This window comes from Micromonospora sp. R77, assembly GCF_022747945.1.
Taxonomy (GTDB): Bacteria; Actinomycetota; Actinomycetes; order Mycobacteriales; family Micromonosporaceae; genus Micromonospora.
In genome coordinates, this window is sequence record NZ_JALDST010000001.1 from 3,692,145 (window position 1) to 3,704,008 (window position 11,864).

The window sequence follows — 11,864 nt, forward strand, 5'->3', positions numbered from 1 at the left end:
AAGGTCAGCGTTCGGCGGCTCCCCGTCCCCGACGCCCGAACGGCACGACCTCCGCCTCCTGGCCGTGGCTGAGCAGGTAGCCCTCCACGAACCCGGTGTTCCGGTCGCCGGTGTGCGCCTCGATCTCGTTGAGCCGCGCCACCAGGAACTCGGTGAGCGCGCTGACCCGGTCGTTGAGCCGGTCGTGCAGTTCGGCGACGACCGCGAGGACCACCGCGGTGCCGGCCGTGGTGAGCGCGAAGAGATTGACGACCAGGGGAAGCTGACCGCCGTTGAGGACTCCGACCACCACGTTGCCGGTCACGCACGAGGTCAGTGAGACCACCGCGACCACGACTGCCAACCATTTCAGGGTCATGGACAGACCCCTCCTTCTGTCCCGCAGGGCTGGGTTCGGCCTTGTCCCGTCCCCCCGCCGATGACGAGCCCAAGCAGTACGAGTGGACGCTAGCGTGCTCGTTTCCGCCCGGTGGGTAAACGATCGGGTCTGCCCGACCGTTCTTTCGCCATCTGAGCAAACCGCCGGACGGGCCGTCAGCCGGCCTGCCTGCCTCGTTTTCCCACGTCAACCGGCATGGTCGGGCGGTAGGCGAGGTATCTGATCGTCTCCCGGATGTGGAACTTCTCCGCGTCGGAGACGGTCGGGTCGACGAGCCGACGCAGCAGGGCCTCGACGTCCGGGTCCATCGGCGGCGCGGTGGGGCCGGCCGGCTGCGGGGCGGCCCGGTCCCAGCCGAGGGCGGTGAAGGCGGCGGTCGGGTTGAGCCCGAGCCCCTCGCAGAAGGCGACCACCCGCTCGACCTCCGGGTCGCTGGCCCAGTCGCCGCGGACCCACCGGTTGATGGTCTGCCGGGAGACGCCGGTGCGCCGGGAGACCTCGGTGCCGCTCCAGGCCCGCATGGCGCGGGCGTCGTCGAGTGCCCGGCGGACGAAGGTGGCGAAGGCGATCTTCCGGGCGTTGGTCGTCTCGGTCACCCCGTGACGGTACGACCAGTCGTCCGCGCCGGGCTGGCCCGGCACGCTGCTGTCACGCGAACGTGACGACTCTCTCGGGTTGACCGCCAACGATCCGGTACCCTCTTGAGGGGTGTCACCCGGCCAGAATAGATGACCGCCGGTACGGCGGCAGCGGGCCGAAAAGCTGATACTGTCACGCGCATGAGACAACTTACGGTGTGTCACGTGCATGAGACGACGAGTGCTCACATGCGTCACCCCGCAGGTGCCGAGGGGGTCTCGTGACCGAGCTCGCGACCCGCGCCCAGGCCTTCGGTCTGATCGCCGAGGGGGTCGCCGCCGGCCTGAGCGCCCCCTGGCGCCTCTACCTCGCCCGGGGCTGCCGCTACGTGTCGCTGAGCGTCGGCGACCGGGAGGAGTGGGACGCCTGGCGTACCCACCTCGGCTGTCCGGAGCTGAGCGTCCGGGTCTACGACGCCGGCGGCGAGATCCGGCGGTCCTCGGTGGCCGAGGTCGTGCTGGACGGCTGCCGGATCAGCGTGGAGCTGGTCGAGGACGTCAGCACCGCCGACCTGGAGCGGCTGCTGGTCGCCGAGCCCAGCCCGAGCGAGCCGGAGGAGCGATGACCCGGCCCGCCACCGCGACCCGGCCCGCCACCGCGACCCGGCCCGCCACCGCGACCCGGTCCGGAGTCGGTGCGCCGACGGGAGCCGCCGGATGAGCCCGTCCCTCGTCGTCGTCCTCGTCCTCCTGCTCGGCTCCACCAGCTATGCGGCGGGCCGGTTGCACGGCCAGCTCAGCTACCGGATCGGTTACCGCTTCGGCTACCGCCAGGGCTATTTCGACGGCGACCGTGGGGCCTGGAACCGGCGTCGCCGGGACGCCCAGGCCGTGATCGCCTCGGCCCTGGCCCGCCCGGTCGCCGTACCGCCGTCGACGACGCCGGTGCGCGGGGCGACGGGTGCGGTACCGCTCGCTGGTCGGGCCGCCGCCGGCCCGTCGGCGCGCGCTGGCACGGCCCCGCAGCTCGGTGCGGTCGCCGCCCGGCAGGGCACCACCTACACCGGATCCTCGTTCGCGGCGGCCGGACCCCACCCCACCGGGATGCTGGTCCGCCGGCACGGCTGAGATCCGCCTCGACCCGGTGCGTCGTCCGCGGCGGACACGCACCGTGGGGCCAGGTCAGACCGGTGACCCTGGCCCCGGCCGGCCGGGATGCGCGCAGGGGGCATGCATCCCGGCCGGCTCCGCCGTGTCCCGGCCCCGGCCCTCGATCGGAGGGCATCGGCGGCGACCACTAGCCGAGGCGCGTCCGCGCGGCTAGCGTCTAGTCATGGCACGGGGTTCTCCCGGGCCAGCCGGCCAGCCCGGACCTGCGACCTCGCGCACGGGGCCCGCATCCGACCCCGTGTCCACCGGGCACCGGACGAGGCGGAACACGGGTGGCCGGGTGCCCATCCGCGGAGCAGGCCTGTGACGACTCGCCGTACCCCTGCCGGTGCCGAACAGACTCCGGCCGCGACTGCCACGACCCGCCGGGCCACCCGGAGCCGCCGCGCGCCGGCCGCCCCGCCGGCCGACGCAGAGGAGCCCCGACCAGCCGGCCAGGCCTTCGTCCTGGACACCTCGGTCCTCCTCTCCGACCCCGCGGCGTTCCACCGCTTCGCCGAGCACGAGGTGGTGCTGCCGCTGGTGGTGATCTCCGAGTTGGAGGGCAAGCGCCACCACCCCGAGCTGGGCTGGTTCGCCCGGCAGTCGCTACGCATGCTGGACGAGCTGCGCGTCGCGTACGGCCGGCTGGACCGGCCGGTGCCCGCGAACGACCAGGGCGGGACCCTCCGGGTGGAGCTGAACCACACCGACGACGGGGTGCTTCCGCCCGGCTTCCGCAACGAGTCGAACGACGCGCGGATCCTCTCCGTGGCGCTCAACCTGGCCGCCGAGGGGCGGGACGTCACGCTGGTCAGCAAGGACATGCCGCTGCGGGTGAAGGCCGCCTCGGTGGGCCTGCGCGCCGACGAGTACCGGCACGGCCAGGCCAGCGACCCCACCTGGACGGGCATGGCGGAGCTGGAGCTGGCCGAGGAGCAGATCGGTCAGCTCTATGCCGGCGAGACGCTCGACCTGGACGAGGCGGCCGGGCTGCCCTGCCACACCGGGTTGGTGCTGCACTCCGCCCGGGGTTCGGCGCTCGGCCGGGTGCTGCCCGACAAGACCGTACGGCTGGTCCGCGGCGACCGGGAGGCGTTCGGTGTGCACGGCCGCTCGGCCGAGCAGCGGGTGGCCCTCGACCTGCTGCTGGACGAGTCGATCGGCATCGTCTCGCTCGGCGGTCGGGCCGGCACCGGCAAGTCCGCCCTGGCGCTCTGCGCCGGGCTGGAGGCGGTGATGGAGCGGCGCCGGCACAAGAAGGTGATCGTGTTCCGCCCGCTCTACGCGGTCGGCGGCCAGGAGCTCGGCTACCTGCCCGGCTCGGAGTCGGAGAAGATGTCGCCCTGGGCCCAGGCGGTCTTCGACACGCTCGGCGCGGTGGTGCACGAGAACGTGCTGGAGGAGGTCACCTCCCGGGGGATCCTCGAGGTGCTCCCGCTGACCCACATCCGGGGCCGGAGCCTGCACGACGCCTTCGTGATCGTGGACGAGGCCCAGTCGCTGGAACGCGGGGTGCTGCTCACCGTGCTGTCCCGGATCGGCCAGGGGTCGCGGGTGGTGCTGACCCACGACGTGGCCCAGCGGGACAACCTGCGGGTGGGCCGGCACGACGGGGTGACCGCGGTCATCGAGGCGCTGAAGGGGCATCCGCTCTTCGCGCACGTCACGCTCAGCCGTTCGGAGCGTTCTCCGATCGCCGCGATGGTCACGGATCTGTTGGAGGACGTCCCGCTCTGAGTAGGACCTGCCGTCCGGTCTGCGCCACTTTTAGCACCTTTTGAAAGTGGCGCAGATCACATTTGGCCCCTGCGGTTTCCCAACTGTCTCACTGTGCGCGATGGTGTCCAACGAGCGCCCACGCCCCGGAAAGATCGTCGAGCATCATTCGTCACAGCGGTGACGGAGCCCGGCGGGCCCCGGGGGCGTCGGCTGCGGCCCGTGGGGTCGGGGCGCTCACGGCGCGGGCGGGGCCATCGAGGGCCGGCCGCCGCGCCGTGTCATTGCCCCCGACGAAGGGACACTTCGTGAGTCGGCTGTGGAGCCGGTTCGGTGCCCGTACGGCTGCTGTCGCGCTGCTCTCCGTGGGCGTCGCCGGTGGCTTCTACCTGGGCGAGGACCGAGAGACCCAGCAACAGGGCCTGACCGCACAGGTCGGCCTGGAGGTCGACCAGGCGGAGTACGCGTACCAGCGCGACCGGCAGGCCGACCACCGCGTCGCCTCCGCCAAGCAGCGGGCCGCCGAGTACCAGGCGCGGCAGCGGGCCGCCGAGGCGGCGAAGGAGGCCGCCGAGCGGGCCCGCGAGGCCGAGGCCGCGGCGGCGTCCCGGAAGAAGGAGCGGGTCGAGGCGGAGGCCAAGGCGAAGGCCGAGGCCGAGACGGCCGCCAAGCCGTACGCCGGGCCGATCCCGTCCTCCTGCTCGGAGTACAGCGGCAACCGGGCGATCGGCTGCGCGTTGATGCTCCAGGAGGGCTTCGGCATCGACCAGTTCCCGTGCCTGGACAAGCTCTGGACCCGGGAGAGCGGCTGGAACCACAAGGCCTACAACTCCGGCTCCGGCGCGTACGGGATCCCGCAGGCGCTGCCCGGCAGCAAGATGGGCACGGTCGCCGACGACTGGAAGACCAACCCGGCCACCCAGATCAAGTGGGGCCTCGGCTACATCGAGGGCCGGTACGACAACCCGTGCGGCGCCTGGGCGCACTCGGAGAGCAGCGGCTGGTACTGATCGACGTCGACGACGGCGGGGCGTGCGGGAGGCCGTACACCCCGCCGTCGTCGTGTTCCGGCGTGGCGCGGTCCTCCGGTGGCGGTGCGCGACGATTGCTGGTAGCTCTTGGTGCGTGAACTGGCGAGGCCCTGCGGGCGGCGACCCCCACCGGTTCGGCACCGAGGCGTTCTACGCCGCGCTGGGCCGGGCCTTCGTCGCCATGTGCGCGGTGGTGCCGGTGCTCTTCCTCATCGAGGCGCTCGACGTCGGACTGGACGCCAACTTCGACGTCGCCGCCGGGATCATCCCGCACCGCCTCCAGGGGCTGGACGGCGTCTTCTTCTCGCCGTTCCTGCACGCCGACTTCAACCACCTCTACAGCAACAGCGTCCCGCTGATCCTGCTCGGCACCTTCGTGCTCGCCGCCGGCACCCGCCGGTTCCTCTGGTCGACGCTGGTGATCATTCTGGTCAGCGGGCTCGGGGTCTGGTTCACCGGCTCGCCGAACTCGGTCGTGGTGGGTGCCAGCGGGGTCATCTTCGGTTATCTCGGCATCCTGCTCACCCGTGGCATCGTCGAGCGGAGCTGGTGGAACTTCGCCGTGGTCCTGCTGGTCGGCCTGCTCTACGGCTGGCAGCTGCTCGGCATCCTCCCGACCGACGAGCGGATCTCCTGGCAGGGGCACCTGTTCGGGCTGCTCGGCGGGATCGTGGCGGCGGTCCTGTTCCGGCGCCGCCGCGCCGAGCTCCACCCGACCGAGCACTCGGAGCCCCCGCTCACGCTCCCCTGACCGCCGCCGGGACACGGTCCTGGGACGTGCTTGCCCGGGGGTGCCCGTCCGCCTAGCGTCGGCATCAGCACGCGTTGATCCGTGAGGCGAAAGTGACGGTGCGCCGATGCGCGAGGTCGATGTCGCGGTGATCGGGGCCGGCCCGACCGGGCTCTTCGCCGCGTACTACGCCGGGTTCCGGGGGCTCTCCGTCGCGGTCGTCGACGCGCTGCCCGAGCCGGGTGGCCAGGTGACCGCGATGTATCCGGAGAAGCTGATCCTGGACGTCGCCGGCTTCCCCGCGATCAAGGGCCGGGACCTGGTGGCGAACCTCGTCGCGCAGGCCGCGCCCTTCCAGCCGGAATACCTGCTGGGGGTGCGGGCCGAGAAACTCTCCCACCCGGACGGACGGCCGCTGCTCGGCCTCGCCGGGGGCGAGCAGCTGCGCTGCGGGGCGGTGATCGTCACGGGCGGGCTGGGCAGCTTCACGCCCCGGCCGTTGCCGGTGGCGGAGAGCTTCGTCGGGGCCGGGATCGTCTACTTCGTGCCGCAGCCGACCGAGCTGGCCGGCCGGGACGTGCTCATCGTCGGTGGGGGCGACTCGGCCTTCGACTGGGCGGTGACGCTCCAGCCCATCGCCCGGTCGGTGACCCTGGTGCACCGCCGGGAGAAGTTCCGCGCCCACGCCTCGACCGTCGCCCGGGCGCTGGGCCTGCCGATCCGCGTGATCGTGAACGCCGAGGTCACCCGGCTGCTCGGCGACGATCGGGTGACCGGCGCGGAGATCACCGTACGCGGCGCGGCGCCGGAGGAGCTGCCGGTGGACACGGTGGTGGCCGCGCTCGGCTTCACCGCCGACCTGGGCCCGCTCGCCGAGTGGGGACTGCGGCTGGACCGCCGGCACATCGTGGTGGACAGCGCGATGGCCACCAACCTGCCCCGGGTCTTCGCCGCCGGCGACATCACCGAATATCCGGGCAAGGTGCGGCTGATCGCCACCGGCTTCGGCGAGGCCGCGACGGCGGTGAACAACGCGGCGGTGGCCATCGACCCGGCCGCCCACCTCTTCCCCGGTCACTCCTCCGACGGGAGCTGACGACGGCCCCGGTCAGTCGTCCCGGGGCAGGCCGATCAGGTCGGCCATCAGGCCGGTCTGGTGGTCGAAGTACTCGTCGCGGTGCGGGACGGCCCGGTCCAGCCGGCCGAAGAGTTCGAAGCTGATCAGTCCGAAGAGCTGGGTCCAGCCGGCCATGCCCCGGGCGAGCAGCGACTCGGCCAGCCCGGGGAAGACAGCGTCGGCGATCTCCGCCAGGTCGGCGCGGACCGGCTCGGGCAGCTGGTCGTCCGGTGGGTCCAGCCGGCCGGTGGCGAGACCGTCCCGGAGGATGCCGATCAGCACCTCCGGCGGGCGTTGGGCCGGTGCGACGGTGTCGTCGGGGGCGGCGTACCCGGGGACCGGACTGCCGTAGAGCAGGGCGTACTCGGCCGGGTGGTCCAGCGCCCAGCGGCGGGCGGCCCGGCACACCGCGTGCCAGCGTCCGCGCAGGTCGGCGCGGTCGACGCCGGTGTCGGCCGTCTCCACCGCGTCCCCCAGCACCGCGTACGCCTCGAGGATCAGCGCGGTGAGCAGGTCGTCCCGGCTGGGGAAGTAGCGGTAGATGGCCGAGGAGACCATGCCCATGTCCCGGGCGACCGCCCGCAGGGAGAGGTTGGCGCCGTCGGTGGCCAGGTGGCGGCGGGCGACGGCCTTGATCTCGTCCATCATTCCGGCGCGCACCCGGGCGCGGATCGTGTGGGCGACCATGGCCCCACTCTGCCATGGGTGAGAGCAGCAATCAAAACCGAGAGCAGTGCTCTTGACGGGGGCCGTTCCGCAGGCCATGCTGATGTCGTCATCGAGAGAGCAGTGCTCTCCGATCGGATCCCTGCTTCGAAAGGTGACCCCTGATGTCGCTGCACGTGATCGTCGGCGCCGGCCCCGTCGGCACCGCCACCGCCCGCCTGCTCGCCGACCGGGGCGACCGGGTGCGGGTGGTCACCCGACGCGGGACCGGGCCCGCGCACCCCGGCGTCGAGCGGGTCGCCGCCGATGCCGCCGACGTCGACCGGCTCACCACGCTGACCGAGGGCGCCGTGGCCCTGCACAACTGCGCCAACCCGGCGTACCACCGGTGGGCCACCGACTGGCCGCCGCTGGCCGCCGCGCTGCTCACCGCCGCCGAGCGGACCGGCGCCGTGCTCGCCACCGTCGGCAACCTCTACGGGTACGGCCCGGTCGACGGCCCGATGACCGAGGCCACCCCGCTCGCCGCCACCGGCACCAAGGGGCGGGTCCGCAACCGGATGTGGACCGACGCGCTGGCCGCCCACCGGGCCGGTCGGGTCCGGGTCACCGAGGTGCGGGGGTCCGACTACCTCGGCACCGAGGCCAACTCGCTGACCAGCATGGTGATCCCCCAGGTGCTCGCCGGGCGGCGGATGGTCCTGCCGGTCGACCCGGACGCCCCGCACACCTTCACGTACGTGCCGGACGTCGCCCGTGCCCTCGTCACGGCCGCCACCGACGAGCGGGCCTGGGGACGGGCCTGGCACGTGCCCAGCCCGCCGGCCCTGTCGGTGCGGGAGCTGGCGGCGCGGACGGCAGCCCTGACCGGCGCCCCCGTGCCGAAGCTGACCCGGCTGCCCTACGCCGCGCTCTGGCTCGGCGGGCTGGTCAACCCGATGGCACGGGAGATGCGCGAGACCGCCTACCAGTTCGACCGGCCCTACCTGCTGGACTCGACCGCCTTCACCGCCACCTTCGGCCTGGCACCCACCCCGCTCGACGACGCCCTGACCGAGGTGATCGCCGGCCTGCGCACGCCCGTGGCGGCCGGGCGCTGACCCGGGCCCCTGTGTTAGCAGGGGGCCCCTCCTATGCCGGAGGCGTTAGCAGGGGGCCCCTCCTTACCGGCGGGAGCCGAGGGCGGCGACGAGGACCGCGACCATGGTCAGCGCCGCCCCGGCCAGGGTCGCCGGGCCGGGGTGCGAGGCCGCCGTCGGCAGCAGCAGGTCCAGCAGGACGGCACCGACGACCTGCCCGGCGATGGTCGCCAGGCCGAGCAGCAGCACCCCGGTGAAGCGGACGATCGCGGCGGCCAGCGCGATGAAGAGGATGCCGATGGGGCCACCCAGATAGAGCCACGGCTCCGGCGGGAAGCCGCCCGACGGGCGGCCGCGTACCGCCACGTCGATCGCGAACGTGACCAGCAGCGCCAGCGTGCCGACGGCGAAGTTGACCAGCGTGGCGGTCAGCGCACTGCCGGCGGCCCCCCGGACCCGCCCGTTCACCGCCTGCTGCCAGGCAATGCCCACCCCGGCCAGCAGCGGCAGCACGGCCAGCGCCAGGGCGCCCGGGTCAGCGAGCCGGTCGCCGACCGCCAGCAGCACCGCCAGCACGGTCAGCACCGCGCCGACCAGCCGGGCCGGGGTGACCGGCTGGCGGCCCAGCGGGCCCACGCCGGCCCGGTCGACCAGCAGGCTGCTGCCGGACTGCCCGGCCACCACCGCCACCGTGAAGACGGCCACGCCCAGCGTGCCGATGGTCAACCCCTGCGTGGCCACCAGGAACGCCCCGCACACCCCGCCCAGGCACTGCCACGGCCGGAGCGTCCCGCCGCGCAGGGCGGTCCGCAGCGCGGCCACGCCCCGCCGGCCGCCCGGGGTGGCGGGAACCAGCACCAGCAGCACCAGCAGGCCCAGGCCGAACGAGACCACCGCGGCGGCGATCCCGTCGCCGAGGCGTACGCCCAACTCGCCGTTGATCCGGGACTGCACGGCCACCGCGACCCCGGAGGCGGTGGCCAGCCCGACGCCGGCGATCCGCCGCGCGGTCGACAGCGTGGGCGGCGCCGTCGTCGCGGTCGCGGTCACTCCTGCTCGGCCAGCGGGCGACCGTCGAAGTCGATCGCCGAGTAGAGGGCCAGCTTCTCCAGCCGGTGGTACGAGTCGATCACCCGGATCGTGCCGCTCTTGGAGCGCATCACGATCGACTGGGTGTACGCCCCACCGGCCCGGTACCGCACCCCGCGCAGCAGGTCGCCCGAGGTCACCCCGGTCGCCACGAAGAAGCAGTTGTCCCCGGTGACCAGGTCGTCGGTGAGCAGCACCCGGTCCAGGTCGTGCCCGGCGGCGAGCGCCTTCTCCCGCTCCTGCGCGTCCCGCGGCCAGAGCTTCGCCTGCATCGCCCCGCCCATGCACTTCAGCGCGCAGGCGGAGATGATCCCCTCCGGCGTGCCGCCGATGCCCATCAGCACGTCGACGTCGGACTCACCCCGGGCAGCGGCGATCGAGCCGGCGATGTCCCCGTCGGAGATGAACCGGATGCCCGCCCCGATCCGCCGGATCTCCTTCACCAGGTCGTCGTGGCGGGACCGGTCCAGGACGCAGACCGTCACCTCGGAGACGTCGGTCCCCTTCACCTTGGCGATCCGCCGGATGTTCTCGGCCACCCCGGCGTTGATGTCGACCACGTCGGCGTACGCCGGGCCGACGGCGAGCTTCTCCATGTAGAAGACCGCGCTCGGGTCGAACATCGCACCCCGCTCGGAGACCGCGAGCACCGCGAGGGCGTTCGGCATGCCCTTGCTCATCAGGGTCGTGCCGTCGACCGGGTCCACCGCCACGTCCACCTCGGCGCCGGTGCCGTCACCGACCTCCTCGCCGTTGAAGAGCATCGGGGCGTTGTCCTTCTCGCCCTCGCCGATCACCACGACGCCCCGCATCGGGATCGAGTTGATCAGCTTGCGCATGGCGTCGACGGCTGCCCCGTCGCCGCCCTCCTTGTCGCCCCGGCCGACCCACCGGCCGGCGGCCATCGCCGCGGCCTCGGTGACCCGGACCAGATCGAGGGCGAGGTTGCGGTCGAGATCCTGGGGGATCCGCGTCCTGGTGTTCGTCATGACGGCTTCCTCCTCGCGACGTTGCGGGGTGGACCGGCAGGATGCGGCCGTCGCCGCCGCCGGTTTGTCGCTGATCCTCACACGGTGGCCAACGTAACGCCGGGGCGGGTCACGCCGGACCCGCTTCCGGTCAACCCGCGAAACGACCCCTGACCTGGCCGGTCGTTCCCGGCCCGGGCCGAGGGCCGGATCGGTTGTGAGAAAGTTCGCTCCGCGTGGTCGGTGCGGCCGGTCTCCGTCGGCGGACGGCGGTGTGCGCGGCCCGTCCCGCGGTGGGCGGGCCGGGTAGGGCACGGCTCGACTCCGGGTGCTCGGGCGGGGGTGGGCGCGGCCGGGCGACGGTGGTCGGGCGCCACCGGCCCGGCGGCTGCGAGAATGGGTACGTGGAACCCGCACAGCCAGCCGACCGCGTACCCGCCGATGCGACCCCGCCGGACGGCCAGCCGCCGGTCCCGCCGACCGCCGGGCCGGGCTCGCCGGCCGGCAGACCGATCCCGCAGGTCGGCGAACCGGCCCTGGTGGAGCCGACCGGGCCGGCGCCGCTCGCCGACGCCGGCGAGCCGGCGCTCGTCGAACCGGTCGACGGCCCGGCCCGGGGTGGGGCCGGCCCCCACCCGGCCGTCTCCGGCGACCAGCCCGCGCCGCCCGCCCGCCGGGAGAAGGCGCGCTCCGAGCGGTCGCCGAAGGACATGGCGCTGTCCCTGCTGGTCCTGCTGGTCCCGATCGCGCTGCTGCTCGCCTTCTACCGGGGCTTCCTCGGCGGCGACGAACCCAGCACCGTCGACCCGGCACCGGCGATCGCCGAGGCCCGGGCGGCCAACACCTTCCCGGTCAACCAACCCGAGGGCCTCGGCTCCGACTGGCACCCGGTCAGCGCCCGCTACCAGACCGCCGACGGGGGCGCGACGCTTCGGATCGGCTACGTGACGCCCGAAGGGCGTGGCGCGCAGCTCGTGCAGAGCAACGTGCCCGCCGACCGGCTGCTGAAGACCGAGCTGAGCGGCGGGCAGCCGCAGGGCCCGGCCGCCCTGCCCGGGGGAAGCTGGCAGCGGTACACCGCCCGCGGCAACGAGCAGGCCCTGGTGCTCCTCGAACCGAACCGCACGGTCATCGTCATCGGCGACGCGGGGGAGGCCGAGCTGCGTCGGCTCGCCGGCTCACTGCGCTGAGCGGTCGGGCACCGGACCGGACAGGGATTGCCGAAGACCGCTTCAGGGAACAGAAGGGGTACGACCTCGTCCGCCGGACACCTCGACCGGGCGGGTCGTGCGCCGGAGCCGGCGTCAGGGCTGCGGCGCGACGCCTCCGGCGCCTTCCGTGGGCCGGACGACCACCTGG

General features: G+C 73.6%; 13 protein-coding genes. 8 read left to right on the forward strand and 5 right to left on the reverse strand.

Annotation, left to right across the window (positions count from 1 at the left end; all coding sequences use genetic code 11):
* Positions 1 to 4: 4 nt before the first annotated feature.
* Together MRQ36_RS17365 and MRQ36_RS17370 are read right to left on the reverse strand one after the other, a co-directional pair.
* The gene (locus MRQ36_RS17365; RefSeq protein WP_242796813.1) at positions 5 to 358 is read right to left on the reverse strand and encodes a hypothetical protein; all 354 of its coding nucleotides are present in this window, start codon (positions 356 to 358) and stop codon (positions 5 to 7) included.
* Positions 359 to 534: 176 nt separating this feature from the next.
* On the reverse strand, positions 535 to 975 hold the full coding sequence (locus MRQ36_RS17370) for an XRE family transcriptional regulator (RefSeq protein WP_242796815.1): 441 nt from the start codon (positions 973 to 975) through the stop codon (positions 535 to 537).
* A gap of 263 nt (positions 976 to 1,238) precedes the next feature.
* Between MRQ36_RS17370 and MRQ36_RS17375 the strand changes: the two genes are divergently transcribed.
* The 6 genes from MRQ36_RS17375 to MRQ36_RS17400 all read left to right on the forward strand — a co-directional run bounded on the left by MRQ36_RS17375 (position 1,239) and on the right by MRQ36_RS17400 (position 6,682).
* Positions 1,239 to 1,583: a hypothetical protein gene (locus MRQ36_RS17375; RefSeq protein ID WP_242796817.1), complete on the forward strand. Its 345-nt coding sequence runs from the start codon at positions 1,239 to 1,241 to the stop codon at positions 1,581 to 1,583.
* Between the two features lie 91 nt (positions 1,584 to 1,674).
* Positions 1,675 to 2,085 (forward strand): hypothetical protein, encoded by a 411-nt coding sequence (locus MRQ36_RS17380; protein WP_242796819.1) that lies wholly within the window; start codon positions 1,675 to 1,677, stop codon positions 2,083 to 2,085.
* 345 nt (positions 2,086 to 2,430) lie between these two features.
* Complete coding sequence (locus MRQ36_RS17385; protein ID WP_242796821.1) at positions 2,431 to 3,846, forward strand: PhoH family protein; 1,416 nt, start codon at positions 2,431 to 2,433, stop codon at positions 3,844 to 3,846.
* A gap of 287 nt (positions 3,847 to 4,133) precedes the next feature.
* A complete protein-coding gene (locus tag MRQ36_RS17390; protein ID WP_242796823.1) occupies positions 4,134 to 4,835 on the forward strand; it encodes a lytic transglycosylase domain-containing protein in 702 nt (233 codons plus the stop codon).
* A gap of 115 nt (positions 4,836 to 4,950) precedes the next feature.
* Complete coding sequence (locus MRQ36_RS17395) at positions 4,951 to 5,607, forward strand: rhomboid family intramembrane serine protease (protein WP_242796825.1); 657 nt, start codon at positions 4,951 to 4,953, stop codon at positions 5,605 to 5,607.
* Positions 5,608 to 5,713: 106 nt separating this feature from the next.
* Positions 5,714 to 6,682, forward strand: a complete 969-nt coding sequence (locus MRQ36_RS17400) for an NAD(P)/FAD-dependent oxidoreductase (protein WP_242796827.1) — start codon at positions 5,714 to 5,716, stop codon at positions 6,680 to 6,682.
* Positions 6,683 to 6,694: 12 nt separating this feature from the next.
* On the opposite strand, the gene MRQ36_RS17405 is transcribed toward MRQ36_RS17400, so the two are convergent.
* A complete protein-coding gene (locus MRQ36_RS17405; protein WP_242796829.1) occupies positions 6,695 to 7,390 on the reverse strand; it encodes a TetR/AcrR family transcriptional regulator in 696 nt (231 codons plus the stop codon).
* Between the two features lie 143 nt (positions 7,391 to 7,533).
* Here MRQ36_RS17405 and MRQ36_RS17410 point away from each other — a divergent pair, with 143 nt between their 5' ends.
* Positions 7,534 to 8,469 (forward strand): NAD-dependent epimerase/dehydratase family protein, encoded by a 936-nt coding sequence (locus tag MRQ36_RS17410; RefSeq protein WP_242796831.1) that lies wholly within the window; start codon positions 7,534 to 7,536, stop codon positions 8,467 to 8,469.
* 63 nt (positions 8,470 to 8,532) lie between these two features.
* On the opposite strand, the gene MRQ36_RS17415 is transcribed toward MRQ36_RS17410, so the two are convergent.
* Together MRQ36_RS17415 and glpX are read right to left on the reverse strand one after the other, a co-directional pair.
* Positions 8,533 to 9,465 carry a DMT family transporter gene (locus MRQ36_RS17415; protein ID WP_278188391.1) on the reverse strand — a complete coding sequence of 311 codons (933 nt, stop codon included), beginning with the start codon at positions 9,463 to 9,465 and terminating at the stop codon, positions 8,533 to 8,535.
* Between the two features lie 29 nt (positions 9,466 to 9,494).
* A complete protein-coding gene (gene glpX / locus MRQ36_RS17420; RefSeq protein WP_242796835.1) occupies positions 9,495 to 10,526 on the reverse strand; it encodes a class II fructose-bisphosphatase in 1,032 nt (343 codons plus the stop codon).
* Positions 10,527 to 10,909: 383 nt separating this feature from the next.
* Between glpX and MRQ36_RS17425 the strand changes: the two genes are divergently transcribed.
* On the forward strand, positions 10,910 to 11,695 hold the full coding sequence (locus MRQ36_RS17425) for a DUF4245 domain-containing protein (protein WP_242796837.1): 786 nt from the start codon (positions 10,910 to 10,912) through the stop codon (positions 11,693 to 11,695).
* Positions 11,696 to 11,864: the final 169 nt, after the last annotated feature.

Excerpts from the sequence above, each read along its gene's own strand:
- MRQ36_RS17405 (WP_242796829.1), bottom strand. The coding sequence starts at position 7,390 with ATGGTCGCCCACACGATCCGCGCCCGGGTGCGCGCCGGAATGATGGAC.
- MRQ36_RS17400 (WP_242796827.1), top strand. The coding sequence starts at position 5,714 with ATGCGCGAGGTCGATGTCGCGGTGATCGGGGCCGGCCCGACCGGGCTC.
- MRQ36_RS17365 (WP_242796813.1), bottom strand. The coding sequence starts at position 358 with ATGACCCTGAAATGGTTGGCAGTCGTGGTCGCGGTGGTCTCACTGACC.
- MRQ36_RS17380 (WP_242796819.1), top strand. The coding sequence starts at position 1,675 with ATGAGCCCGTCCCTCGTCGTCGTCCTCGTCCTCCTGCTCGGCTCCACC.
- glpX (WP_242796835.1), bottom strand. The coding sequence starts at position 10,526 with ATGACGAACACCAGGACGCGGATCCCCCAGGATCTCGACCGCAACCTC.
- MRQ36_RS17410 (WP_242796831.1), top strand. The coding sequence starts at position 7,534 with ATGTCGCTGCACGTGATCGTCGGCGCCGGCCCCGTCGGCACCGCCACC.